The 25,298-nt window shown below is 44.9% G+C and carries 20 protein-coding genes; 8 read left to right on the top strand and 12 right to left on the bottom strand.

All coding sequences use genetic code 11. From position 1 onward, the window contains the following. The first annotated feature begins 40 nt into the window (after window positions 1-40). The 3 genes from B5F25_RS02595 to B5F25_RS02585 all read left to right on the top strand — a co-directional run bounded on the left by B5F25_RS02595 (window position 41) and on the right by B5F25_RS02585 (window position 2,583). Window positions 41-652 (top strand): DUF5063 domain-containing protein, encoded by a 612-nt coding sequence (locus B5F25_RS02595; RefSeq protein ID WP_087247404.1) that lies wholly within the window; start codon window positions 41-43, stop codon window positions 650-652. A gap of 30 nt (window positions 653-682) precedes the next feature. Then, a complete protein-coding gene (locus B5F25_RS02590) occupies window positions 683-1,315 on the top strand; it encodes a 3'-5' exonuclease (RefSeq protein WP_087247402.1) in 633 nt (210 codons plus the stop codon). 80 nt (window positions 1,316-1,395) lie between these two features. Beyond that, window positions 1,396-2,583: a class I SAM-dependent rRNA methyltransferase gene (locus B5F25_RS02585; protein WP_022039337.1), complete on the top strand. Its 1,188-nt coding sequence runs from the start codon at window positions 1,396-1,398 to the stop codon at window positions 2,581-2,583. Between the two features lie 86 nt (window positions 2,584-2,669). On the opposite strand, the gene glmS is transcribed toward B5F25_RS02585, so the two are convergent. The 4 genes from glmS to bamD form a co-directional block, all read right to left on the bottom strand. Then, window positions 2,670-4,514 carry a glutamine--fructose-6-phosphate transaminase (isomerizing) gene (glmS, locus tag B5F25_RS02580; RefSeq protein WP_087247400.1) on the bottom strand — a complete coding sequence of 615 codons (1,845 nt, stop codon included), beginning with the start codon at window positions 4,512-4,514 and terminating at the stop codon, window positions 2,670-2,672. A gap of 305 nt (window positions 4,515-4,819) precedes the next feature. Further along, the gene (locus B5F25_RS02575) at window positions 4,820-5,269 is read right to left on the bottom strand and encodes a DUF4293 domain-containing protein (protein WP_087247398.1); all 450 of its coding nucleotides are present in this window, start codon (window positions 5,267-5,269) and stop codon (window positions 4,820-4,822) included. Between the two features lie 112 nt (window positions 5,270-5,381). Continuing rightward, the gene (locus B5F25_RS02570) at window positions 5,382-5,717 is read right to left on the bottom strand and encodes a DNA-directed RNA polymerase subunit omega (RefSeq protein ID WP_022039334.1); all 336 of its coding nucleotides are present in this window, start codon (window positions 5,715-5,717) and stop codon (window positions 5,382-5,384) included. 26 nt (window positions 5,718-5,743) lie between these two features. Next, on the bottom strand, window positions 5,744-6,577 hold the full coding sequence (gene bamD, locus B5F25_RS02565; RefSeq protein ID WP_087209402.1) for an outer membrane protein assembly factor BamD: 834 nt from the start codon (window positions 6,575-6,577) through the stop codon (window positions 5,744-5,746). Between the two features lie 141 nt (window positions 6,578-6,718). On the opposite strand from bamD, the gene uvrB reads away from it, so the two are divergent. Beyond that, window positions 6,719-8,749, top strand: a complete 2,031-nt coding sequence (gene uvrB / locus B5F25_RS02560; RefSeq protein WP_022039331.1) for an excinuclease ABC subunit UvrB — start codon at window positions 6,719-6,721, stop codon at window positions 8,747-8,749. A 289-nt stretch (window positions 8,750-9,038) separates the two neighbouring features. On the opposite strand, the gene gcvP is transcribed toward uvrB, so the two are convergent. The 4 genes from gcvP to B5F25_RS02540 all read right to left on the bottom strand — a co-directional run bounded on the left by gcvP (window position 9,039) and on the right by B5F25_RS02540 (window position 14,120). Continuing rightward, a complete protein-coding gene (gcvP, locus tag B5F25_RS02555) occupies window positions 9,039-11,891 on the bottom strand; it encodes an aminomethyl-transferring glycine dehydrogenase (RefSeq protein WP_087247396.1) in 2,853 nt (950 codons plus the stop codon). An 81-nt stretch (window positions 11,892-11,972) separates the two neighbouring features. Further along, complete coding sequence (locus B5F25_RS02550) at window positions 11,973-12,611, bottom strand: MBL fold metallo-hydrolase (RefSeq protein WP_022039329.1); 639 nt, start codon at window positions 12,609-12,611, stop codon at window positions 11,973-11,975. A gap of 20 nt (window positions 12,612-12,631) precedes the next feature. Further along, window positions 12,632-13,258, bottom strand: a complete 627-nt coding sequence (gene rsmG / locus B5F25_RS02545; RefSeq protein ID WP_087247394.1) for a 16S rRNA (guanine(527)-N(7))-methyltransferase RsmG — start codon at window positions 13,256-13,258, stop codon at window positions 12,632-12,634. A gap of 10 nt (window positions 13,259-13,268) precedes the next feature. After that, complete coding sequence (locus tag B5F25_RS02540) at window positions 13,269-14,120, bottom strand: RsiV family protein (RefSeq protein WP_087247392.1); 852 nt, start codon at window positions 14,118-14,120, stop codon at window positions 13,269-13,271. Between the two features lie 345 nt (window positions 14,121-14,465). On the opposite strand from B5F25_RS02540, the gene B5F25_RS02535 reads away from it, so the two are divergent. After that, window positions 14,466-15,632, top strand: a complete 1,167-nt coding sequence (locus tag B5F25_RS02535; RefSeq protein ID WP_204247017.1) for a mechanosensitive ion channel domain-containing protein — start codon at window positions 14,466-14,468, stop codon at window positions 15,630-15,632. A gap of 279 nt (window positions 15,633-15,911) precedes the next feature. Next, on the top strand, window positions 15,912-16,583 hold the full coding sequence (gene lipB / locus B5F25_RS02530) for a lipoyl(octanoyl) transferase LipB (RefSeq protein WP_087247390.1): 672 nt from the start codon (window positions 15,912-15,914) through the stop codon (window positions 16,581-16,583). A gap of 221 nt (window positions 16,584-16,804) precedes the next feature. On the opposite strand, the gene B5F25_RS02525 is transcribed toward lipB, so the two are convergent. Beyond that, a complete protein-coding gene (locus B5F25_RS02525; protein WP_087247388.1) occupies window positions 16,805-18,982 on the bottom strand; it encodes a CDC27 family protein in 2,178 nt (725 codons plus the stop codon). Window positions 18,983-19,057: 75 nt separating this feature from the next. Between B5F25_RS02525 and mfd the strand changes: the two genes are divergently transcribed. Together mfd and B5F25_RS02515 are read left to right on the top strand one after the other, a co-directional pair. Continuing rightward, window positions 19,058-22,426 carry a transcription-repair coupling factor gene (gene mfd / locus B5F25_RS02520; RefSeq protein WP_087247386.1) on the top strand — a complete coding sequence of 1,123 codons (3,369 nt, stop codon included), beginning with the start codon at window positions 19,058-19,060 and terminating at the stop codon, window positions 22,424-22,426. Between the two features lie 124 nt (window positions 22,427-22,550). Further along, window positions 22,551-23,837 (top strand): histidine-type phosphatase, encoded by a 1,287-nt coding sequence (locus B5F25_RS02515; protein WP_087247384.1) that lies wholly within the window; start codon window positions 22,551-22,553, stop codon window positions 23,835-23,837. On the opposite strand, the gene B5F25_RS02510 is transcribed toward B5F25_RS02515, so the two are convergent. From B5F25_RS02510 to B5F25_RS02500, 3 genes are all read right to left on the bottom strand, one after another. Beyond that, on the bottom strand, window positions 23,825-24,241 hold the full coding sequence (locus B5F25_RS02510) for a hypothetical protein (protein WP_337625212.1): 417 nt from the start codon (window positions 24,239-24,241) through the stop codon (window positions 23,825-23,827). The genes B5F25_RS02515 and B5F25_RS02510 overlap by 13 nt on opposite strands. 128 nt (window positions 24,242-24,369) lie before the next feature. Further along, complete coding sequence (locus B5F25_RS21510) at window positions 24,370-24,540, bottom strand: hypothetical protein (RefSeq protein ID WP_158098033.1); 171 nt, start codon at window positions 24,538-24,540, stop codon at window positions 24,370-24,372. A 51-nt stretch (window positions 24,541-24,591) separates the two neighbouring features. After that, window positions 24,592-25,056 carry a GNAT family N-acetyltransferase gene (locus B5F25_RS02500; protein ID WP_087212588.1) on the bottom strand — a complete coding sequence of 155 codons (465 nt, stop codon included), beginning with the start codon at window positions 25,054-25,056 and terminating at the stop codon, window positions 24,592-24,594. Window positions 25,057-25,298 lie beyond the last annotated feature (242 nt).

Genomic DNA, 25,298 nt, shown 5'->3' with positions numbered 1-25,298 from the left:
AATATTTTTTTGTATTTTTGTGCCGCAATCAAGTTTCGTTATGAAAAAGAATTTATCAGTCGTTTACGATAAAAATACAGTCGAGTTTGTAACGGTGGCTGCAGAGTTTTGTGGCTTCCTCGAGCGTGTTGGTGAAATAGAACATCCTGAGTTCGTGGATAAGGTGTTGAAGTTGCTTCCGTTGCTCTATCTGAAAGCATCAATGCTTCCGGAACATGCCGTGCGGATGGATGAGTTTGACCCTGAAGTTTTTGTAACCGAAGGTGATTACGAGCGTGTGCGTGCCGGTGTGGCATCTTTGATGGGGAGACATGATGATTACCTTGAAGTGTTTGTAGAGGATATGGTATATAGCGACACGCCTATTCATCAGACCATATCAGAGAACCTTGCCGATATTTACCAGGCGTTGAAAGATTTTGTGTGCGTGTACCGTTTGGGATTTGACCAGACGATGAATGATGCATTGGTGATTTGTCGCGAAGGGTTTGCAGAGTTCTGGGGGCAGCGTCTGGTCAATGCCATGCGTGCCTTGCATGATGTGAAATACAATACTGCTTCCGGGCAGGAGGATAATGACGGCTATACGGGAAATGATTTGTACGGTGGGCTTGAAACCGATGATGATGGTTCGGGCGACCGTTGGGAGTGAGAAAAGCATGTGAGAACTCAAAAAACATTTATGATTATATTACAGAATAAGATATCCAAACAAGAAGTGTCTGAGATGCAGAAGGTTAGTTTCTCGGGGCGCATTTTTGTTATCTACACCGAAACGGAAGCACGTAAGGCAATCGATTACTTGAACACGCATTCTGTAGTAGGGGTGGATACCGAGACACGTCCTTCTTTCCGTAAAGGGATGACTCATAAGGTCGCTCTTTTGCAAATAGCTACTTATGACACGTGTTTCTTGTTCCGCTTGAACCATTTGGGACTTCCCGATTTTCTGGAAGAATTTTTGCAGAATGATGTGTTGAAGGTAGGATTGTCGTTGCGCGATGATTTTGCTGTGCTCCGTAAGCGGAATGGAGGCGATTTGCGTGACGGAAACTGGATAGAGTTGCAGGATTATGTGCCGCATTTCGGTATTGAAGAGAAAAGTCTGCAAAAAATCTATGCATTGCTTTTTGGCAAGAAAATATCGAAGGCGCAACGCCTTTCCAATTGGGAGGCAGAGGTGCTTACTGAAGCACAGCAGTTGTATGCTGCTACAGATGCTTGGGCATGTGTGGAAATTTACAGTTATCTTGAAGACCTTCGGAGTCATGGCAACTACCGCATTGAAAAGGTAGAGGAGAAGGCTGGTGAATAGTTTCAACAGCATAGGGAGTCTTTGGGGACCTTTCTTTGTCTGATATCAATCGTTTAATCTATTAATAAATATTATATAACGTGTCATATAAAAGAGTCTATTTGAAATCCGGAAAGGAAGAATCATTGAAGCGTTTTCATCCTTGGATTTTCTCAGGTGCCATAGCTCGGGTAGAGAATGAACCGGAAGAAGGAGAAGTAGTAGATGTATATACATCGGAGAAGGAATTTATCGCTTGCGGACATTTCCAGATTGGAAGCATTGCAGTACGGGTACTTTCGTTTGTACAAGAACCGGTTGACCGTGCTTTTTGGGTACGTAAATTGTCGTGTGCACGGAAGGTACGTGAGGCTTTGGGACTGATTGGTAATCCGCAGACCAATACTTATCGCCTGGTGCATGGTGAAGGCGATAACCTGCCCGGCTTGATAGTTGATATTTATGGTAAGACGGCTGTGATGCAGGCTCATTCGGCAGGAATGCACTTGGACCGGATGGAAATAGCTGCCGCTTTGTCCGAAGTGATGGATGATACGGTTCAGAATATCTATTACAAGTCGGAAACCACGTTGCCTTTCAAGGCCGATTTGCTGGCTACTGAAAATGGATTTATCCGAGGTGGAAGTGTAGATAATGTAGCGATGGAAAATGGTTTGAAGTTTCATGTTGACTGGCTTAAAGGACAAAAAACAGGTTTTTTTGTCGACCAGCGGGAAAACCGTCGCTTATTGGAACGTTATGCAGCAGGGAGAAATGTACTTAATATGTTCTGCTATACAGGTGGATTTTCGTTCTATGCAATGCGCGGAGGTGCCAGACTGGTACATTCTGTAGACAGTTCTTCGAAAGCAATCGACCTTACTAATGAAAATGTGCAGTTGAATTTTCCTGGCGATGTGCGTCATCAGGCATTTGCCGAAGATGCATTCAAGTATCTTGACCGTATGGGAGAACAGTATGATTTGATTATTCTTGATCCACCGGCTTTTGCCAAGCACCGTGACGCACTTCGTAATGCCTTGCGTGGATATACCAAACTCAACGCAAAAGCTTTCGAGAAGATTCGTCCGGGAGGGATTCTGTTTACTTTCTCCTGTTCGCAGGTGGTAACGAAGGATAATTTTCGCAATGCGGTCTTTACAGCTGCTGCTCAGGCAGGGCGTAGTGTGCGTATCTTGCACCAGCTGACTCAGCCCGGTGACCATCCGGTAAATATCTATCATCCTGAAGGAGAATATTTGAAAGGATTGGTATTGTATGTGGAGTAACCAAAGTTGACGAGATATCATTATAAGTTGACAAGGTTTTGAGTAGTTAATGTATCAGAAAACCTTGTCAACTTATTGACGTGTCGCTATTCTACTGTGACCGATTTTGCCAAGTTCCGTGGTTGGTCTACATCTTTGCCTTTGCATACGGCAATATGGTAGGCTAATAGTTGGAGGGGAATAGTGGTAATGAGTGGTTCCAGGCATTCCAGAGTTTCCGGTATTTCGATGCATTCGTCTGCCAGTTTGCTGATTATCGTGTCGTTCGGGTTTATTAAAGCGATGATGTGCCCTTTTCGTGCCTTGATTTCCTGAATGTTGCTTATTATTTTTTCATACATTGCATTTTGTGTGGCAATGACTACTACGGGCATTTCTGTGTCTATCAAAGCGATGGGGCCATGTTTCATTTCGGCAGCCGGATAGCCTTCGGCATGAATATACGAGATTTCTTTTAATTTCAGTGCACCTTCCAATGCTACAGGATAGCTGTATCCGCGTCCTAAGTAGATGAAATTGTGTGCATATGTGAATATGCGCGATAATTCGGCAATGTTTTGGTTTTGTTTTAATACCTCTTTTATTTTTTCTGGTATCTGCTCCAGTTCGTCAATGATACAGCGGTACGTTGTGTCATTAATAAGTTGCTTTTCTTTGCTCAGTGCCAGGGCAAAGAGGGTTAGCACTGTTACCTGGCCGGTAAAGGCTTTGGTGGATGCCACCCCGATTTCGGGACCTACATGGATGTATGAACCAGTATCCGTGTTTCGTGGAATGGACGAACCTACTACGTTGCAGATGCCGTATACGAAAGCTCCTTTTTCTTTTGCCAATTCGATGGCTGCCAGCGTGTCGGCTGTTTCACCTGATTGTGAGAGGGCAATAACTACATCTCCATTGTCAATCACCGGATTGCGATAACGGAACTCCGAGGCGTATTCCACTTCCACAGGGATGCGGCAGAAGGTTTCGATGAGTTGTTTCCCGATAAGTCCGGCATGCCATGAGGTACCGCAAGCTACAATGATGAATCTTCGTGCTCCAAGCAGGCGCTCTTTATGTTCGCTTATGGCAGAGAGCTGTACTTCATGAGTCTCTTTGTTCACTCTTCCACGCATGCAGTCGTTGATGCATTCGGGTTGCTCGAATATTTCTTTCAGCATGAAATGTGGGTATCCGTCTTTTTCCAGCCGGCCGATGTTCAGGTCTATTTTTTTCACTTCGGCCAGTTGTTGTTCGTTTTCAAGATTGACTACCTTAAGTGCTTTCCCAGGTTCGAGTACCGCTATTTCATTATCCTGCAGGTAAACCACTTTGTCTGTATATTCTACGATAGGAGTAGCATCTGATGCCAGAAAAAATTCGTCACTTCCTACGCCGATTATTAATGGGCTGCTTTTGCGTGCCGCAAGAATGCGGCCTGGTTGTCGTCGGTCAATAACGGCGATGGCGTATGCTCCGATAACGCGGTGTAAGGCTATCCGGATAGCATCCAGCAGGTCAATATGCGAACTGGTCTGGATGTAGTCTATGAGTTGGACCAGCACTTCGGTATCGGTCGAACTTTTAAAGGTATATCCTTTTTGTTGGAGTTGTTCGCGCAAAAGGGCGTAATTCTCAATGATACCATTATGTACCAATGCCAGGTTTCCTGATTGAGACACGTGCGGGTGAGCGTTAGCTTGGCATGGTTCTCCGTGTGTAGCCCAGCGTGTATGGGCGATGCCGATGCATCCTGTCACATCTTTTTGCGTGGTGAGTTCTTCCAGATTCAAAACTTTTCCTTTAGCTTTATACACATTTAGCTTGTGGTATTCATTGATCAGCCCTACTCCGGCACTGTCATATCCACGGTATTCCAGTCGTTTTAACCCTTTTATCAGGATGGGGTAAGCTTGTTTTTGTCCGATGTATCCTACGATTCCACACATAATTTTTTTGTTTAGTTGTTGTATTCTTTAGTAAAAAACGAATGAAGAAAGATGACTGACGGTATCTTATCTCTTGATTTTTTACTGAATTTCTGGTATTGTAATTAGCTAAAAAGAATGTCCGCAATTAGCCGGTCCAGTTGAGTTGTAAACGCAGTACTACTGCGTTTGCCGATGAAGATATATTCGTAGGCGGATGCAGTTATATTCAACCGCGGATGCAGTATATATTCATTTTTCAGAGGTATTGTATTGGCTGAATGCGGACATTCATTATAATTAAATAGAAGAGTGTTTCAGGCAGTTTAACGGATTGTGTTGTAAGAGCGTACTAATTTTTCGTCGTTCTTTATGCCACGGATGGCAAGCCAATTCAGCACAAGCGAAATAAATGGCAAGCAAATTGCCCATGAGGGGGTGAAGCTACCGTATGCCGCCAATACAGAATAAGCATATATTCCTACTACGAGATAGTATGCTGCCAAAACCACATTACTGAATATAGCCAAGCGGATTTGCCGCATACGTTTTTTATAGAAGAAAATGGTGACGAATGCAAGTAAGGCAGCTATGAACAGGAGCACAAACATTACTCCCGGTGTGTAATTTGAGGTACCGTCTGCAGCGATAACAGACAGATTACTTAACACAGCCACACTGGTTTCTGTATAAAAATATCCCACAGGTACCGACATCGCGATTGCCAGCAGTACTGTAGCCACAAATAAATAAACTGTTTGAATACGTTGTATCATAACTAGTCTTTCTTTTCTAGAACAAAAAGACACAGAAGCGTATTCTTATACCTTTTCCCTTATTCTGGAAAGTCTGGTAACAATACGTATCTGTGTCCTGTTTTTAATTCGATTATTGCAATTTTTCTTTTTCCTTGGCCGGATTGCGGTAATATACCTTGCCTTCAATATATTCTTGGGTGGCAATCAATGTTGGTTTCGGCAATTTTTCATAATAACGTGAAATTTCAATCTGCTCCCTGTTCTCGAACACTTCCTCCAAATTATCATTGTAAGAAGCAAATTCTTGAAGTTTTTTAGACAAATCGTTCTTCATTTCTACGCCGATCTGATTTGCGCGCTTACCGATAATAGCTACGGTTTCATAGATATTACCCGTGTCTTCACACAATTCCATCAGGTTACGGGTAATGGTATTGGTCGGAGCGTTTGTTTTTTTGTAATCCATAATTTTACTTTATTATAAACCTTTGATTAATTTTCGTCTTTTATGTATTGGCTGGCATCCTTGAAGATTTTTTCCACTTCCGGCATATACTTGCTTTCGGGAAATTCGTTTTTGAATGCATAATACTCGTCTATTGCTTCGCGCATACGTTCTTCCTTCTTTTCAAGGACACTTTCTTTTGCCATATCATATTTGGCCCGGAGAATCAGAATCGAAAGATCTTCCCGCCGTTTGGTATAGGGATAATCCCGTAAGACATTCTGTGCTGTCACAACGGCTGCAAGATAATTGTTACCCGTACTGCTATACGAGGTGTTTCCTGTGTACGAACCTAGGTCGTAATACAGTTTTGCAGACAAGTATTCTTTTTCCACCAGTTTGTCTTGCAATTCGTAAATCATGTTTTGGGCTATTTCCTTGCGTGAACTTGTCGGAAAGTATTCGATGAACATCTGTAATTCCTGAATGGCTTTATAAGTGCTTGTCTGGTCCAACCGCGGTTCAGGTGTATCCAGATACAGCGATTTTCCACAGAAAAAGCGTGCCAATTCAGTATAGGTTCCACGCGGGTAAGTAGTGTAATACACATTAAAATAATGAGAAGCCGAAATATAATCGCCTTGGTTGAAATACGTCATAGCCAACATATATGCTGACTCTTCTGCATTGGCCGTTCCTTTCAAGATAGAAATCAGTTCTTCCAGCAAGGTTGCAGCCCGGCTGTTCTGACCTTTGGCAAAATACCCTTTGGCTGCCTCATATTTATATTCGTAGTCCGTACTTTTAAGTACGGTATTATACTCCCCGCACGAAGACAACACTCCGCCAAGAAGCAATGCCATAACGATGTACTTTTTCATATCAATCTATATAGTTGTGCAAAATTACGGCTTTCTGCCGAATAATGCAACATCTCAATAATTTTTAATACAAAAAATCTCGTCTGTTCCATTCCGATGAAAATTATTGTGTAACTTTACACGCTTTTTAAACATAGCCGTATGAATTTTGAACTCGTATCAGACTACCAGCCTACTGGCGACCAGCCGGAAGCTATCGCGCAATTGACCGAAGGAGTAAAAAATGGCATTCCTGCCCAGACGCTGCTTGGTGTGACTGGGTCGGGTAAGACGTTTACCATTGCCAATGTCATCAAGAACATCAACAAGCCAACGTTGATTCTGAGTCACAACAAGACACTTGCCGCTCAATTGTATGGTGAGTTTAAGAATTTCTTTCCGAACAATGCCGTAGAATATTATGTTTCCTACTACGATTACTATCAGCCGGAAGCTTATATCCCCTCTACTGATACTTACATAGAGAAAGATCTTGCCATAAACGAGGAAATTGACAAGTTGAGGCTTGCTGCTACCTCGGCTTTGCTTTCTGGCAGGAAAGATGTCATTGTGGTATCATCTGTATCCTGTATTTATGGAATGGGTAATCCGGCAGATTTTTACAATAACGTAATAGACATTAAGAAAGGCAAACGGATAGATCGGAATGTCTTTCTCAGAAAATTGGTAGACAGTCTCTATGTCAGAAACGATATTGAACTGAACCGGGGAAACTTCCGGGTAAAAGGAGATACGGTGGATATTTATCTCGCTTATACCGACAGTGCTTTGAGGGTGATGTTTTGGGATGACGAAATAGATGCTATTGAAGAGATAGACCCGGTTTCAGGGCACAGGCAGGCAGAATTTGACGAGTACAGAATTTACCCGGCCAATCTGTTCATGACTACAAAGGAAAGTGTGCTCCGGGCTATTCACGAAATAGAAGACGACCTTACCAAACAAGTGGCTTTTTTTGAAGATCAGGGAAAAACGTTCGAAGCCAAGCGTTTGTACGAACGTGTTACTTATGACATGGAAATGCTTCGCGAACTGGGGCATTGTTCCGGTATTGAGAATTATTCAAGATACTTCGATGGTAGGGAGGCAGGTACCCGTCCTTATTGCTTGCTCGACTTTTTCCCGAAAGATTTTCTGATGGTTATCGATGAGAGTCATGTCAGTGTGCCGCAAATTCGTGCTATGTATGGAGGTGACCGTGCCCGTAAGGAAAACCTGATTAAATATGGGTTTCGTTTGCCGGCAGCTATGGATAACCGCCCGTTGAAGTTTGACGAGTTTCAGGAAATGGTGAAGCAGGTTATTTATGTCAGTGCTACCCCAGACGATTACGAACTGGAGCAAAGTGAAGGAATTGTCGTGGAACAAGTCATCCGTCCTACTGGTTTATTGGATCCGGTTATTGAGGTGCGTCCCAGTATGAACCAAGTGGACGACCTGATGGAAGAAATTCAGCAACGTATTGAAATGCAGGAGCGTGTACTTGTCACCACGCTTACCAAGCGTATGGCAGAAGAACTGACTGAATACTTGCTCAACCATGGTATCCGTTGCACCTACATACATAGCGATGTAGAGACACTGGAGCGTGTGAGGATAATGGACGATTTGCGCCAAGGTACCTACGATGTGTTGATTGGTGTCAATTTGCTTCGTGAAGGGCTTGACCTGCCTGAAGTGTCGCTGGTTGCCATATTGGACGCGGATAAGGAAGGCTTTCTTCGTTCACACCGGTCGTTGACCCAGACAGCCGGCAGGGCAGCTCGGAATGTTAATGGGAAAGTCATTATGTATGCCGACAGGATAACTGACAGTATGCGGCTGACTATCGATGAAACGAATCGCCGCCGCATCAAGCAGCTGGCTTACAACGAAGCACATGGCATCACGCCTCAACAAATCAAGCGGGCATACAACAACGTTTTGCTTGAAAAGACAGATACCGAGACACCGGTTTCGAAACAACCTAAGGCTTACACCGATGCTCCGGAACAGTTCTATGCTGCGGCAGACCCGATTGTACAATACATGTCAAAAGAACAGTTGCAGAAAAGCATCAATCGCACTCGGAAGCTGATGCAGGAAGCGGCTAAGAAACTGGATTTCATTGAAGCTGCACAATATCGTGATGAGCTTATCCGTCTGGAAAATTCATTAAAAGAAAAACCGTGATATTGCCTGGAAAGCGTGTTTCACTTTCTGCATACTTGGGGAAATATGATTTTAGCAGACGTCTCAACAGGTACTTTTTTATGATAGGTTTTCGAGACCGATGAATCTTTAATCAAAAGAAAGGGCTCAAGATAGAAAATGAGATGTCTTGGTTTTATACTTATGATATGAAGTCCTTTATACTTTATAATATATAAGGTAAGAAAGGAAAGATTTCTCTTGCTTCATGTCTTGACTTTAATCCCAAATGCTATTTTGAGCCTTTCTTTATTGTCTTTATCTGTCTTTTTTAATCTGTAAATGAACCGTAGCGTGTAGGCAATAGTTTGCGGTCTCCCAATGTGTTGTCTACGCGTGCCACATTTATCCAGAATTTGTTTTCTCGTACACTTGTTGTCGGATAGACAGCTTTTTCACGTGTGTAAAAATGTTGCCATCGATCTGATACGGCTTCGTATTCGGGATGAGGGGCATTGACTAGCACATTGTCCTCTTTTGATGCTTCGCCATTTTTGATTTCTTCTATTTCGTTCCAGATGGAGAGCATACAGTCTATAAAGTTGTCAAGTTCACTTAAACTTTCACTTTCGGTAGGTTCTATCATTAATGTGCCGTGTACAGGGAATGATAGGGTCGGAGCGTGATAACCGTAATCCATCAGACGTTTGGCAATGTCGTTTTCTGTTATTCCGCTTTCTTCGTGGATATTGCGACATTCCAGAATCATTTCGTGCCCCACATAGCCGTTTGTTCCCCGATATACTGTACCATAGGTATCGCTCAGGCATGCTGCCAGATAATTGGCATTGAGGATAGCTGTTTTTGTGGCTTGTTCCAGTCCTTTTGCACCCATCATTGAAATGTACCCATAAGTAATGGGTAAGATGCCGGCACTTCCGTATGGGGCAGATGAAACTTCATTAGTGTCATTCCCGAACAGATTGTGACCTGGCAAGAATGGAATCAAGTGTTCGGATACGCAAACTGGACCTACACCTGGACCGCCTCCTCCATGTGGACTGGCAAATGTTTTGTGCAGGTTGAGGTGGCACAGGTCTGCCCCGATGGTACTTGGATTTGTCAGTCCCACTTGCGCATTCATATTTGCGCCGTCCATATATACTTGTGCTCCACAGGCATGGATAATCTGGCAGATTTCCATAATGTCGCTTTCGAAAATGCCATGAGTAGACGGATAGGTAATCATAAGTGCCGCAAGACGATTTTTGTTGGCTTCTGCTTTTTCGCGTAAGTCATTTACGTCTACGTTTCCGTGTTCGTCACAGGCACAAGTCAAGGTTTCGTATCCAGCTTGTACGGCAGATGCCGGGTTGGTTCCGTGAGCTGATGCTGGAATCAGAATCAAGTTCCGATGCCCTTGTCCGATACTTTCCAAATAACTGCGGATGATGCGCAGTCCTGTATATTCGCCGGCTGCTCCTGAATTGGGCTGAAAAGTAATGCCGTCAAAACCTGTGATGGCAAGCAATTGTTTGGAAAGGTTTTCTATCAGTTCGTGGTATCCTTGGGCTTGTTCTTCTGGCACTAACGGATGGATGTTCATCCATGCCGAATTGCTAAGTGGTAACATTTCGGCTGCGGCATTCAGTTTCATGGTACACGACCCTAATGAAATCATGGAATGGGTAAGGGAAATGTCTTTGCGTTCCAGTCGCTTGATATAGCGCATCATTTCCGTTTCCGTGTGATAAAGGCTGAATACTTCGTGGGTAAGGAAAGGTGAACGGCGGCACATGTCGGGGCTGATTGAAGAACTGTCTGTGATATCTTTTACTTCATGTACCGTTTCTTCTGCAGCGATGCCGAATATCATAAAGAGTTGGTTGGCATCTGCCAATGTGGTAGCTTCGTCAATGCTGATACCTACATCGCCATTGTCGAAATAGCGCAGGTTTACTTCTTTGCTCAAAGCAATGGTGCGCAATTTTTCTTGCGACACATTTTCTGGAAGGCCAAGGCGGAGTGTATCGAAAAATGTTTCATTCCGTTCGATATATCCCAAGCCGGTAAGCCGGAGGTTCAGCCAGTTGGTTATGCTGTGGATGCGTTGGGCTATTTCTTTAATGCCTTTTGCACCGTGCCATATAGCATAAAAACCCGCCATGGTAGCGAGCAGTGCCTGAGCTGTACAGATATTCGATGTTGCCCGTTCACGTTTGATGTGCTGTTCTCGTGTTTGTAAAGCCATCCGGTAACATACATGTCCATATTTGTCTTTCGAGAGGCCGATGATTCTTCCTGGCATATTGCGCTTGTATTCATCCCGTGTGGCGAAATAAGCAGCTGATGGTCCTCCATAGAACAGAGGTATACCCAGTCGCTGGGTGCTTCCGAATACAATGTCGGCTCCCCATTCTCCGGGAGGAACCAGCAGGGCTAGACTTAAAATATCGGCGTCTACTGCTACTTTGCATCCAGATTCATGTGCACGGGCGGTAAAGTTGCTGTAGTTTTCGATGTTGCCGCTATTGTTTGGATATTGTACAATGCAACCAAATATGTCGGGAGTGAATTCCAGTTTTTTATAGTCACCGGTTTTTATTTCGATACCTTGCGGTATGGCACGTGTGCGGATAACTGCCTGTACCTGTGGGAATATTTCCCGATCGACAAAGAGTGTGTTGGCGCCAGCCTTTTGTTGTGCGCGGCTACGTAAAGCGAACATCATTGTGGCGGCTTCAGCTGCTGCAGTCGCTTCATCCAAGAGTGAGCAGTTAGCGAGCGGCATGGCGGTCAAGTCGCTTATTACAGTCTGGAAATTGATGAGGGCTTCCAGGCGTCCTTGTGAGATTTCGGTTTGATAAGGTGTGTACGAAGTATACCAGACCGGGTTTTCGAATACATTACGTTGGATGACGGCTGGAGTAATTGTATCATACCATCCCGTACCTATATACGATTTGTAGACTTTATTGTGCGAAGCCATCTGCGTGATATGTTCGGAAAATTCTCGTTCGGTCATTGCCGGTGGCAGATCTAGCGGTTTTTTCAGTCGGATTTGTTTCGGGATAGTTTTGTCAATGAGTTCATCCAATGTGCCGACACCTATTTTCTCCAACATCTTGGGAAGGTCGGAGTCCGAAATGCCAATGTGGCGGTTGGCAAAAATGTCTGTCTTCATGGTTTTTAGATTTTTAGGAGCAAGTCGGCAAGATTTCTTATTTTGTTTCCCTCATGTCTTGTCGACTTGTCTGTCTGGTTGTTATTTAAAATAAGGGTTGTTCATTTTCTCTTGTCCGATGCTGGTCGGTTCTCCGTGTCCGGGATATACGATTGTTTCATCAGGCAAGGTGAAGAGACGGGTTGCAATACTGTCCAGCAACTCGTCATAGTTTCCTCCTTCCAGGTCGGCACGTCCTATACTTCCTTGGAACAGAACGTCTCCGCTGAAGATGCATTGGTTTTCAGCATTGTAGAATACCATTCCTCCTGGAGAGTGTCCAGGTACATGGATGGCTTCCAACGTGCTTTCTCCAAACTGTATTTTGTCGCCATCGGCTATGTATCCTCCCAATTCTGCCGGGGCAGCGTTGGGCGGAAATCCGAACATACGGCACATGGCAGGCATCTTTTCCAGCAAGAATTCATCCTCCTTGCATGCTTTAGCTTTCAGTCCCAATTCGCGCAACAGGAATGTGTTGCCGAATATGTGGTCTAAATGGAGATGGGTGTTCAGCAAGTGTTTTACATTCAGGTTGTTGTCGTTAATGTATCTTTTCAGTTGCTGTTCTTCTTCTGGATAATAACATCCTGCATCGATGATGGCTGCTTCTCCCGTTTTGTCGGAAATCACGTAGCAATTGACGGGAAACATATTGAATTGAAAACGTTTGATGGTCATAGCTTTCGTAGAGTCACTTTTTATTTGTTTATGCTTACATACACAACCTTTTTCGTATTGAAGTATTCCTCCTTGAAGAAATTTGTCAGTTCCGTGACAATTGCCTGATGCCTTACGGGTAGAATTTCGTGTTGCAGCTCGCCGCCTTTCAGGCAAATCAAGCCGTTGGGCAAGGCATTGCATTGCTCTTTCTTGATATTCTTTCGGACTAATTTCAGCAGGTCGGCCAGTGGCATTACAGCCCGGCTTACAACGAAATTGAACTGTGCTTTTTCTTCTTCAGCTCTGCACTGGCGTGTGGTTACATTTTTCAGCCCGATAGCATTAGCCACTTCCGTAGTTACTTTTATCTTTTTCCCGATGCTGTCTATCAGGTGAAATTTCACTTTGGGGAAGAGAATAGCAAGCGGAATGCCAGGGAACCCACCTCCTGTACCTAAGTCCATCACTTCTGTTCCTGGCCGGAACGAAATAATTTTTGCGATGCCTAGTGAGTGTAACACGTGGTGTTCGTATAAGTTTCCGATGTCTTTTCTGGAAATGACGTTTATTTTGCTGTTCCAGTCGGTATAAAGTTCTCCCAATGCTTCAAATTGTGCTTTTTGGGTATCTGTCAGGGTAGGAAAGTACTTTAGAATGATGTCCATGGTTGTACTGTTACTTTTTCATATAAGGTTGAATATCGTCATAGTTTACCTGTAAACGGAAGTCGCCGGCCGAGTAAGGGGCTATTTCGTAGTGGTTGTAGTAGAATGTCACTCCTTCTTTTTCCAGCAGGAAGTTCGACGGTATGTATAAATATGTATCCAGTAAGATGCCTTGTTCTTGCAGTCCGTCCAATGACGTGATGGTATCGGTATTCAGTCTTCGGTTTGTTTCTTTTATCAGTTCGTTCATGATGAGCTTGCAGATATTGGCGGTATCTTTGGGGTTGAATACATCATTTTTTTTCAATATCGTTCCCGTTTTTGAATCGATGTTCAGGCAGGTGGTTTCAGTGTTGGGATGTGCACCTCCTGTATAACGGAAATTAGTCAGTGTGTAATTCCATACGCCGTTGTATCCTTGCTTCATTTCTGTGTTCAATTGGTATTCGTAGTTGTACCATGCCGGTACGTCGGTTGGTTTCATACCATTGTGCATGTCAGCATCGAACAGTCCTTTTACATCTGTCCTGTATCCGCGTATGTAATTGTCTGCCAGTGTGGAAAGTACTTTGTCGGGAGTCATTGTCATGAAAGCGTTTCCGAAAAGTGTTTTTTGGATGGCTGCGTTGATTCTAGGTGATACCGAATCGTTTTCAGCCGTTGGTTTGAGGTACGAGAAATCCAAGTTGATTTTGCACGATGGAACTTCTTCTCCTTCTTGCAGGTAGATGATGGTGTCTGTGCTCACAGTACATACTTGTGGTGCTGTTTCCGTTTTGTCTTGTTGTAGGCAGCCCGGCAGCATGCAACATCCCGTGACGCTGAATATCAGCGATAAAAATAAGTTCGTTCTATGCTTCATATCATTTGTTTTAGGTTCCTCTGATTTTGATATGACAAAGATAACACAAGTTTGTGAATTTTTTGTATATATTCTCTTAATCTTTTTGCAAAAAGGTTGGAAATATCAGTCGGTTGCTACGTACACGCGTCTTTCGTTATGCAAAGGGTGATGTGGAAAAAATATTTATGAGAACTGTATGTTATCCGGAATGGATTTGGGAATGACGGAATGGATGTCGGGAGAAGGTCTGTTGGAAAAAACTTAGGGGGATTTCTTGCCGGTCTGCTGAACATCTTGTATCTTTAGCGTGTTATTATTTGTAATAATTTATAAAAACATTTGTTTATGGAAACAATACAAAACATCGGTACGTTGGGTGGATGGATGAACGACTTGCTTATTTCGTGGGGATTCTCACCCAAGTATGCCAATATGTTCGACGAAACAGTGGTGGCTGCGCTCATCATATTGTTGGCCGTGGGCCTGAATTATTTCTTCCAAGCTATTGTGGTGGGAGGAATCAAGCGTTACACACGCCGGTTCCCTCGAAAGTGGAATACCTTGCTGGTAGAACGCAAGGTGGTGCATCATCTGCTGCACATCGTCCCCGGCATGTTGATTTATATGCTTTTGCCCTTGGCTTTCGTGAAAGGGAAGGGGATGCTGGATTTTTCGCAGCGTGTCTGTGCCGTTTATATCATTGTGTCTATATTGTTCACTCTGAATGCGGTGTTGCTGGTGATGCTCGACATTTACAATTCAAAAGAAATCCGGAAGAACCATCCTATCCGCGGATTGGTGCAGGTATGTCAGGTGGTACTGTTTTTCCTGGGAGGTATACTGAGTGTTGCCACGCTTATCGATAAATCGCCCGTGACGCTTTTTGCCGGTCTGGGGGCTGCTGCCACGGTGCTTATGTTGGTATTTAAGGATAGTATTCTGGGATTTGTGTCGGGCATTCAGCTTTCTGCTAATGATATGTTGCGGATTGGTGACTGGGTGACTTTGCCTAATGGGACAGCCGACGGGATAGTGCAGGAAATTACGCTGAACACGGTGAAGATTCAAAACTGGGACAATACCATTACTACCATACCTCCTTATACAATGGTGAACAGTACGTTCCAAAATTGGCGTGGAATGCAGGAAAGTGGAGGACGCCGGGTGGATAAGCGCATCTGGCTGGACTTGGATACTATCCGCTTTTGTGCTCCGGATGAATTAGAACGTCTTTGCAAAGATGTTCCGTTGCTTGTCGGTTATGTGCCGGACAAAGGTCAGGTGCCGACCAATTCGCAGGTGTATCGTGTTTACATCGAGCGTTATCTGATGAGTTTGCCGGTGGTGAACCAGGATTTGGACTTGATTATTTCGCAGAAAGAACCTACCGAGCACGGTCTGCCCATTCGTGTATATTTCTTTTCACGCATCAAGGCGTGGCGGGAGTATGAACGTATCCAGTCGGATATTTTCGATCATCTGCTGGCTATGGCTCCCCGTTTCGGGCTGAAATTGTATCAAGGGATCTAACACGGGAATAAATACCGCAATCAGTCACCGGATAAGATGTCTCCCAAATGAAGATATATTCAGAAGCTGTTTTGAATTTATCGCCCAAAGCACACACGAAAACGTATACATCAAGACAAGAAACACTTTTTGGAGAAATTCAAAACAGCTTCTCAACTTTACCGTTTCAGTTGTCTTCGCGGGCTGTAGCAGTTGATTGGAATGGTTTATGAATATAACTTCGTTTTCAGGGGGGATATTGGCTGGATGCGGAATTCATAATATAAAGCGAAAGGCAAAATGAAAGTATCGTTGGAAACAGAAAATTGGGGTATGATTCCTTATCAGGAAGCATGGGAACGCCAGTCTCGTTTGTTTAATGAGGTGATTGCGGCGCGTGCCGGCCATGTATCTTATATTAATCGGTTGGTGTTTTGCGAGCACCTCCCTGTATATACGTTGGGAAAGCACGGGAAAGAGACGAATATGTTGTTGGGCAAAGAACAACTGAAGCGGATAGGTGCAGAGCTTTTTCATATCGACAGGGGAGGAGACATTACATTTCATGGACCCGGGCAGCTGGTGTGTTATCCCATCCTTTGTCTGGAAGATTTTCATTTGGGATTGAAAGAATATGTCTCGGTACTTGAAGAGGCAGTTATCGGTGTGTGCCGCTCCTATGGCATTGAGGGCGGAAGAGTGAAGGGAGCTACGGGAGTATGGCTGGACATCGGCACTTCTTCTGAGCGGAAAATATGTGCTATCGGAGTACGGAGCAGCCATTTTGTCACAATGCACGGATTGGCACTGAATGTGAATACCGATTTGCGTTATTTCGGTTACATCCATCCGTGTGGCTTCATCGATAAGGGAGTGACCTCGTTAGCCAAGGAAACCGGTATGGAAATTCCTATGGAAGAGGTATGCTTGAGGTTGGAAAAGGAACTCCGTGCGCACCTTGTTTCCTTTTAATAATGCATGTCCGCAATTAGCCAATCTGACTGAGTTGAAAACGCAGTAGTACTGCATTTGCCGATGAAGTATATATCCATAGGCGTATGCAGTATATATTCAACCGCGTATGCAGTATATATTCAACCGCGTATGCAGTATATATTCAACTGCGTATGCAGTATATATTCATTTTTCAGGGGTATGTATTGGCTGTTTGCGGGCATTCATTTTTTTGTCTTTTACAGCATATCTGGAATAAGGTAAAGTGTGTCTTCGGGTACGCCTTGTTCAAGTAATGCTTCTTTGTCGTTTTTGAAGTTCTGGATAAATGCTTCATGGCTTATGCAGCTGTTTTCAGCTTTCCGGTAATGTTCCAAGGCTTCTGGAATTTTTCCAAGTGCCAGATAGGCGTGTCCGGTGTTCAGCCAGTCGGCCATTGGTACATTATCGGGTGTATCTGTCAGTTTGCGATAGAACCGGAGCGCATCTTCGTATTTACCGGTCATGAAGTAACACCAGCCTATGGCACGCTGTGCATTGGCAGGTGCATTGTCCAAGTATTCAACCTTGAAGAAGTATGCCAATGCTTCCTTGTAGCGGCGGAGAGTGGCAAGGCATTGTCCGATTTGGAGCAGAATATTCAAGTCATCGGGCTTCATTTCTTTCACTTTCTCGTAGTATTCCAATGCTTTTGAGTATTGTCGGGTACGTTTGTAGCATTGTGCCAGATGCTTCAAAGTCCAAAGATGGTCGGGCTTGAGCAGGTCGGCTTGAAGGTATGCCCGGATGGCTTCCTCATAGTTTTTCATTTTCTGGTAGGTGTAGCCGAGCTTCTGCATGATTTCGGCGTTGGGCTTTTCTTCCTGGCTCAGCCGGAGATAAAGCTGTGATGCTTCTTCCATATAATCTTTGGCAAACAGGTGGTCGGCGATGTGCTTGATGGCTTCGGTGTGGTGCAACAGCGGACCGAGTGCTTGGCAGTTCCACAGGTCAAGTTTGCTTTTGAATATGTCGTCCACTTCGTTGCGGTACATCCATAGCTTGAAAAAGCGGTAAAGGTCGTGGATGTATTGCCGGCTGACGATTTCGGGTTTTTGAAAGTCTTTTGATGTTTCAGAAAGTGCTTGTATCTGTTCCGCTTGCATTTCGGTTTGTGCATTGAACTGCGAAGTCATGTACTGACGTTGTTGTTCGGGCAGGTTGAAAAGCGTGAGGCAGAATGAGTATTTGTCTGAATTACAGAAGACTGGTGAGTCCATTATCAGTCCCATCATTGAGCGTTGTCCTTCTTTTTCGTCTTTGAAGAGTGGAGCTATTTCGGGGGTTTGTTTATCAAATGGGTAGAACCAATGTGCTGCTTCCCGGAAGAAAGGATAACTTTTCAGTTGTGAGAATGTGCTCATGTAGGTGTCCGCTCCTTCCATTTGCAGTTCGCCTAGTTCACGGATGGTATTTTCCACCTGTGCCATTCCTTTGCTCCATTCCGGATTTTTGTCTTCCAGTTCTTCCAGGTCTAAAATTTTCAGGTCGGTTTTGGCTATGTTGGCAGAACGCATCATTTGCGGGATGATTTCTTCACGCATTTTTTTGCTTATCTTTTCTGTTTCGCGTGAAAGAAGGAGTAGAATTTGTATGGTGAGCAGTTCTTTAGCTGCTTTCGGTTTATCGGTGAGCAGTGAAAGGGCAGCCAGCAGTTCGGGATAGAGGTTGAGGCGTGCCTCTTGGTAGTATGCTACCAGGGCGATACCTACCAGTGCCCGTTGGGTGACTAGCGTGTCGGTGCCTGATTGATAGGCATTGATAAGGAATTGGTACTTGCGGCTGTCGAATATGTGTAGCAGGCTGAGGGTGGTTGCACTGAGCATCACGGCAATATCGTTGGCTGGTATCAGCAATGACGAGAGAAAGGCTTCGGCTTGGTTCTGTTCGTTTTCCGACCATTGTGCCGAAGTCCATATTTTGTAAAATAATTCATCTACCGTCTGTTCATGCCTGATAAAAGGATTTTCTTTTTTGTCTGTCTGCAACGGTTCGGTCACTGGCAGTTGTGACAATGCCATGTCTTCGCTTAACATTTCCAAGGTCATTTGCAATTCTTGCAACGAATGTGCAGGGTGTTGCATTTGCCGGCGGTAGGTGTCGGCAAAATATCCAGTTCCGCGTTTTCCGGTTTTGATGAAGTTTGCCTTGTCGGCCAGTTCATATGCCCTTCTCCACAAGTGGCAGTACATTTTCCCACGTTCGGGGTCGTTTACTCCTTGGGCTGCGTATTGCAGCATATAATTGTATGTAGTTGACAGGCTTTCGATGTCTGCATTCAATTGCCAGTCTTCCAGTTCTACGGCAAAAGCTTGCAGCTGGACGAGTGCTTCTTTCAGCCGCCGTTGGTCTAACAGTTCGATGATGTGTTCGTGCATAAAGTTTTTTATCTGGTTTGACAAGTGCAAATGTAGCAATAATTTTGTAATTTTGCGCCATCTATAGGAATTACAATGGAAATAGCTGGACTTCAACAAATTTATGCCAAACATCCGAATGTGGGGGCTTTGGTGAAACTTTTGCAGAATCAAGATATACGTACTGTTTTTATGGAAGGCACTCATGCTTCGTGTGCTTCTTTTTTTGCATCGGCTTTCATTAAGCAGTATTCCCGGGTGAATCTTTTTATCTTGAATGATTTGGAAGAAGCAGGATATTTTTATCACGATATGGTACAGGCCGATGGTGATGAAGAGATTTTGTTTTTCCCTTCTTCGTTTCGGCGGGCCATTAAGTATGGTCAGCGTGATGCAGCCAATGAGATATTGCGTACGGAAGTATTGGCACGGTTGAAACAGGAGAAACCTGTTACGGTGGTGACTTATCCGGATGCGTTGGCAGAAAAAGTGGTATCCCAAAAGTCGCTGGATGAACGGATGTTGTGTCTTCGTATCGGACAGCACATCGATACGGAAGTGATAACCGGAGAATTGGTAAAATACGGTTTTCATCGTGTTGACTATGTGTATGAGCCAGGACAGTTTGCAATGCGGGGAAGTATTCTCGATGTATATTCGTTCGCATCAGAATATCCGTATCGTATTGATTTCTTTGGTGATGAGATAGACAGTATTCGTACGTTTGAGGTGGATTCGCAACTTTCGAAAGAGAAGAAAGATGCGGTAAGTATTGTTCCCGAATTGTCGGAGGCTTCTGACGGGGATGTGTGTCTGTTGGAGTTTGTCCCTGAGACATGTGTGCTGTGGGTCAAAGACTTGATGTGGGTGCGTGAGCGTATCCAGACGGTACACGATGAGGTTTTTTCTCCTCAGGCAGTGCAGGCATACGAAGGGGAGGAAACCGACTGGGTAAATTTGCGGAAAAAATTAATTTCCGGGCCTGATTTTCTGCAAAAGGCATTGTCTTTCCGGCGGATAGATTTTGGGCATAAAGCGGCAGGCACTCCTCAGGCAACGTTGGCATTCCAAACTTCCATTCAGCCGATTTTCCATAAGAATTTCGATTTGGTGGCGAGCACCCTGACCGATTACCGGCAGCGGGGATATCAGTTGTATATCTGTTCGGACAGTGTGAAGCAGACCGACCGCTTGCGTGACATTTTTCAAGAACGTGGCGATAAGATATCATTTGTGCCGGTAGACCGCACTTTGCACGAAGGCTTCATCGACCATACACTGAAGTGTTGCATTTTTACCGACCATCAGATATTCGACCGTTTTCATAAATACAATTTACGCAGCGACAAGGCACGTAGCGGAAAGGTAGCGCTTTCGCTGAAAGAACTGAGCCAGTTTGAACCGGGAGACTATGTGGTGCATATCGACCACGGTATCGGAAAGTTTGCCGGACTGGTGCGCATCCCCAATGGGAACACTACGCAGGAAGTTATCAAGTTGGTATATCAAAATGACGATGTAGTCTTCGTTTCCATCCATTCGTTGCATAAGATTTCGAAGTATAAAGGGAAAGAAGGCGAGCAGCCTCGCATCAGCAAGCTGGGTACCGGGGCGTGGGAGAAGATGAAGGAACGTACCAAAACGAAAATCAAGGACATCGCCCGCGACCTTATCAAGCTCTATTCGCGCCGCAAGCAGGAAAAGGGCTTCAAGTACAGCCCCGATAGTTTTCTGCAACACGAACTGGAAGCAAGTTTCCTTTACGAAGATACGCCCGACCAGCTGAAAGCTACACAAGAGGTAAAAGCAGATATGGAAAGCGACCGTCCGATGGACCGTCTGGTGTGTGGCGATGTAGGATTCGGCAAGACCGAAGTGGCTGTGCGTGCAGCCTTCAAGGCGGTGACCGACAACAAGCAAGTAGCAGTGCTGGTACCTACTACCGTGCTGGCGTTCCAGCATTTCCAGACGTTCAGCAAGCGGTTGGAAGGAATGCCGTGCAAGGTAGACTACCTGAGCCGTGCCCGTACGGCAAAAGACACCAGCCGTATCTTGAAGGAACTTGCCGACGGAAAGATAGACATCCTGATAGGCACGCACAAGATTATCGGCAAGAGTGTGAAGTTCAAAGACCTTGGGTTACTGATTATCGATGAGGAACAGAAATTCGGCGTGAGCGTGAAGGAAAAACTGCGTCAGCTGAAAGTGAACGTCGATACGCTGACAATGACCGCTACGCCTATTCCGCGTACCTTGCAGTTTTCGTTGATGGGAGCACGCGACCTGTCGGTTATCCAGACCCCGCCGCCCAACCGTTATCCCATACAGACCGAGGTGCACACGTTCAATGAAGAAATCATTGCCGATGCTATCAACTTTGAAATGAGCCGTAACGGGCAAGTGTTTTTCGTAAACAACCGCATCCAGAATCTGTCCGAACTGAAAGCGATGATAGAACGTAACATTCCCGATTGCCGTGTGTGCGTGGGGCACGGACAAATGAAACCCGAAGAACTGGAGAAAATCATCTTCGACTTTGTGAATTATGATTACGATGTGTTGCTTGCCACCACCATCATCGAGAGCGGTATCGATATTCCCAACGCCAATACCATCATCATTAACCAGGCGCAGAATTTCGGATTGAGCGACCTGCACCAGATGCGCGGACGGGTAGGGCGGAGCAACAAGAAAGCTTTCTGTTATCTGCTGGCTCCCCCCTTGTCTACTCTGACCCCCGAAGCCAAACGCCGTTTGCAAGCTATCGAGAACTTCAGCGACTTAGGAAGCGGCATTCACATTGCCATGCAGGACCTTGATATCCGCGGTGCCGGGAATATGCTGGGCGCCGAACAGAGCGGTTTCATTGCCGACTTGGGTTATGAGACCTATCAGAAGATTCTGGCAGAGGCGGTGACAGAATTGAAGAACGATGAGTTTGCCGAACTTTATGCCGATGAAATCAAAGCAGGTGAAGAAAAACTGAGCGGCGAGGGATTTGTTGACGAATGTACGGTAGAGAGCGACCTCGAATTGCTTTTCCCCAACGAGTACATTCCCAGCAGCAGCGAGCGTATGCTGCTTTACCGCGAATTGGATAAACTGGAATTGGACAAGGATGTCGAAGCCTTCAAGGCAAGGCTGGTAGACCGTTTCGGCAAGATTCCGCCCGAAGGAGAAGAACTGATACGTATCGTGCCCTTGCGCCGGATGGCGAAACGGATGGGCATCGAAAAGGTTATCCTCAAGTTAGGGCGGATGACGCTGTATTTTGTCAGCAACCTGGAGAGCCCTTATTATCAAAGCGAGGCGTTCGGGAAAATAATCAACTATATGTCACAGAACCCGCGTATATGTAACCTGCGCGAGCAAAATGGTAAGCGAAGCATGGTCATCAAAGACGTAAAAGACGTGCAGACCGCCGTACGCATTATGCAAGAGATCGTAAGTATGCCAGCGCAATAAGCGTGACAAACATATTTCAGTCTTGTTTCATTTCAAAGGCTGACGTTATCTTTTAACGTATCAACGGGTGTAAGTGTAGGGAAGAATCTCTACATTTACATCCGTTTTTTATTTATAAGATAGTATGAAAAGATTGTTATCGTTTGTTCCCTTGTTTTGTGTTGCCTTGTCAGTGTCAGCACAGACCGCAAAGGATGAAATCCGCCAAAACCCGGCTTTGGCAGCCGGTAAGTATTATGCCTATCAGGCTCCGTCCGTAGAACTTACTCCGGCTCCTGAAGGCTATGAACCCTTTTACATCTCGATGTTCGCCCGTCACGGTTCACGTTATCTTACCAAGCAGAAAAAATACGATAAGCCCTTGGCTGTCTTGCGTGATGCCGAAAAGCAACATATCCTTACCGCCGATGGGAAACGGGCACTCAAGATAGTGGAAAGTCTGGCGCAGGAAGCCGAAGGACGCTATGGAGAACTCACTCCGAAAGGAGCTGAACAACATCGCCAGTTGGTACGCCGTATGTTTGCCCGTTATCCGCAAGTGTTTACCGAAGGTGTACACGTGGATGCCCGTTCTACCTATAAGACCCGTGCTTTCCTTTCGATGACCGCCGGGTGTGTGGAGCTGAAAGGTTTAAATCCGAAATTGAATATCACCAACGATGCCAGCAATCATGACCTTTATTATATAAAGTATAAGAACGAACCCTACGAAGCTGTCCATTTGGCGAATGCTGATTCGGTCTATCGTGCTGCCGACAGCATATACGTGCATCCTGACCGTCTGATGAAGCAGCTCTTCACCCGTCCTCAGACTGTGGAAGATCCTACGGGACTGATGATGGACCTCTTCGAATTGGACGGAATCAGCCAAAGCAGTTACAATCAGCCTGATTTGGCGTTCTTGTTTACCGAAGATGAACGTTACGACTTGTGGCAACGTAATAACTTCGAGTGGTATTACGAGAAAGGCGCATCCCCGCTGAGCGGTGCTTGTATGTACAAGGTAGAACGTAACCTGCTCCGTAATTTTGTAGAGACTGCCGATACGGTTATTGCCTCGAAACGGAATTGCGTTACCCTTCGTTATGGGCATGATACCAATCTGGCTCCCTTGGCCACGCTGATGGGGTGCAATCATTTGTCTGCTTCTACCGGTGATTGGCAAAAGATAGCCGATACCTACCGCACCTACCGTATTATTCCGATGTGCGGCAACGTGCAACTCATTTTCTTCTGCAAGCCGGAAAATGATGACATTCTGGTGAAGCTTCTTCTGAACGAGCGTGAGGTGACGCTTCCCGTCAAGACCGATTGTGCGCCTTTCTACCATTGGAAAGATGTCCGTGCTTACTGGCAGAAGGTAGTCGATAGTATTTCCTTACCCGATGTGGAAGTGACTCAGGAAGATTGACTTCTGCCTTGTATTACCTCAATCTGCATTATGCACTTCTCGTTTCCCTGTAGGATGGAACAGCAGAGCGTTACACGGAAATCATGTTCCTGCCACAGGCTGTGCAATGCATAGAGTACGCTTTGACGTGAGCATTCACACAGCAGGGGTGTGCGGACATACCCCTCTGTGTGCAGTCCGCATGTGCATTCCAGAAAGGAAAGACGGTATATCTGTCCTTCTTTCACTACCTTTCCGCTGACTCCAGGCAGTTCGTTTGCTTTGCGGAAGAATGTATCCATGTTGCCGTTGGCATCTTTGTACAGCTTTTCGTAAATGGGTAACACGCCGTTGCGCACGCAATTCTTTCCACACTCAGCGAAAAAACGTTTCCGCTCTTCTTCCGTGAGTCGTGCGATACCCATTCAAAACTTTTAAACCAATTCGATAAATCCATATACCTTATATTATCCTGGTGATTTGCAGGCAAAGGTGACGATTTTCTGTGTACTTCCGCTTACGCCTTTTCCTGCAGGAATAAGATTGCCTGTTACTAAGAAGCTGTTTTGAATTTCTCCAAAAAGTTTTTCTTGGCTTGATGTATCCGTTTTCGTGTGTGCTTTGGGCGATTTTTTGGTCCTTTTCGCTCCTGTTCTTCGTCAGATAGCCCGCTATCTTCCTCATCACAGAAGCGGAAATGCCTCAAAAACTCATCCCAAATCATCGCACGATAAATTCAAAACAGCTTCTAATTGTTGGCGTGAAAATGATAATTTCACCTCCCCAGTTTGTTGTCGTAATCACCCGTTTGGGTAAGACTAAGTGAGAACTTGTAGTGGAAGTTATGCATTCCGCACACTTCATAGAAACGGTGGGTACGGAGGCGCAGTTGGTTGCAGCACACTTCTATCTGGAGGCAACCTTGGGCTTTTGCCTCATTGTAAGCAGCATTGAAAAGACATCTGCCGATGCCTTGGCTGCGGCGGTCGGAGCGTACCGCCAATTCCATAATCTCGCATATCCGTCCGGCGTGGTGCAGCTGGTATTCCATTCGCAGGTTGATGCAGCCAATCACCTCTCCATTTATTTCGTATACTAAGCAAATGTAACAGTCGTTCTCCAATTGTCTGGAGTAAATTTCTTCGAATGTTTCGTACGGAAGCGTTTGGGCCTCCATATCGCATATTAAATTATAAATGGTAAGACAGTCAGTCTGCTGGCTTTTTCGTATAGTTTTCATATAAATAAAAGGCATGGTTTCGAATTGCAAAAGTATCAGATTGTACCGATTCTCGTCCTTTATATTGAATAAAATGTCACATGCACTATAAAATTGTCATACATGGTCTGAATTTGTAACACGAATGTAATATCGTCTTCAAAAAATCTTCAAAAAGCACTCTTTTCGCACCTCTTTCGCATGTGTAGCGGAAATGAAACATTTGTGAAACTGTCTTGAAAAACATTGCCTCTACTTTTGCG

The organism is Bacteroides sp. An19, assembly GCF_002160215.1.
GTDB classification, from domain to species: domain Bacteria; phylum Bacteroidota; class Bacteroidia; order Bacteroidales; family Bacteroidaceae; genus Phocaeicola; species Phocaeicola intestinalis.
The sequence above is the reverse complement of the archived record's forward strand: the minus strand, read 5'-3'. Positions and strand labels throughout refer to the sequence as shown.

Coding starts and splice junctions, on each gene's coding strand:
- B5F25_RS02595 (WP_087247404.1), top strand. CDS start 41: ATGAAAAAGAATTTATCAGTCGTTTACGATAAAAATACAGTCGAGTTT.
- B5F25_RS02590 (WP_087247402.1), top strand. CDS start 683: ATGATTATATTACAGAATAAGATATCCAAACAAGAAGTGTCTGAGATG.
- glmS (WP_087247400.1), bottom strand. CDS start 4,514: ATGTGTGGAATCGTAGGATACATCGGACAAAAACAAGCTTACCCCATC.
- B5F25_RS02575 (WP_087247398.1), bottom strand. CDS start 5,269: ATGATACAACGTATTCAAACAGTTTATTTATTTGTGGCTACAGTACTG.
- B5F25_RS02570 (WP_022039334.1), bottom strand. CDS start 5,717: ATGGATTACAAAAAAACAAACGCTCCGACCAATACCATTACCCGTAAC.
- bamD (WP_087209402.1), bottom strand. CDS start 6,577: ATGAAAAAGTACATCGTTATGGCATTGCTTCTTGGCGGAGTGTTGTCT.
- uvrB (WP_022039331.1), top strand. CDS start 6,719: ATGAATTTTGAACTCGTATCAGACTACCAGCCTACTGGCGACCAGCCG.
- gcvP (WP_087247396.1), bottom strand. CDS start 11,891: ATGAAGACAGACATTTTTGCCAACCGCCACATTGGCATTTCGGACTCC.
- B5F25_RS02550 (WP_022039329.1), bottom strand. CDS start 12,611: ATGACCATCAAACGTTTTCAATTCAATATGTTTCCCGTCAATTGCTAC.
- rsmG (WP_087247394.1), bottom strand. CDS start 13,258: ATGGACATCATTCTAAAGTACTTTCCTACCCTGACAGATACCCAAAAA.
- B5F25_RS02540 (WP_087247392.1), bottom strand. CDS start 14,120: ATGAAGCATAGAACGAACTTATTTTTATCGCTGATATTCAGCGTCACG.
- lipB (WP_087247390.1), top strand. CDS start 15,912: ATGAAAGTATCGTTGGAAACAGAAAATTGGGGTATGATTCCTTATCAG.
- B5F25_RS02525 (WP_087247388.1), bottom strand. CDS start 18,982: ATGCACGAACACATCATCGAACTGTTAGACCAACGGCGGCTGAAAGAA.
- mfd (WP_087247386.1), top strand. CDS start 19,058: ATGGAAATAGCTGGACTTCAACAAATTTATGCCAAACATCCGAATGTG.
- B5F25_RS02515 (WP_087247384.1), top strand. CDS start 22,551: ATGAAAAGATTGTTATCGTTTGTTCCCTTGTTTTGTGTTGCCTTGTCA.
- B5F25_RS02510 (WP_337625212.1), bottom strand. CDS start 24,241: ATGGGTATCGCACGACTCACGGAAGAAGAGCGGAAACGTTTTTTCGCT.
- B5F25_RS21510 (WP_158098033.1), bottom strand. CDS start 24,540: ATGATTTGGGATGAGTTTTTGAGGCATTTCCGCTTCTGTGATGAGGAA.
- B5F25_RS02500 (WP_087212588.1), bottom strand. CDS start 25,056: ATGAAAACTATACGAAAAAGCCAGCAGACTGACTGTCTTACCATTTAT.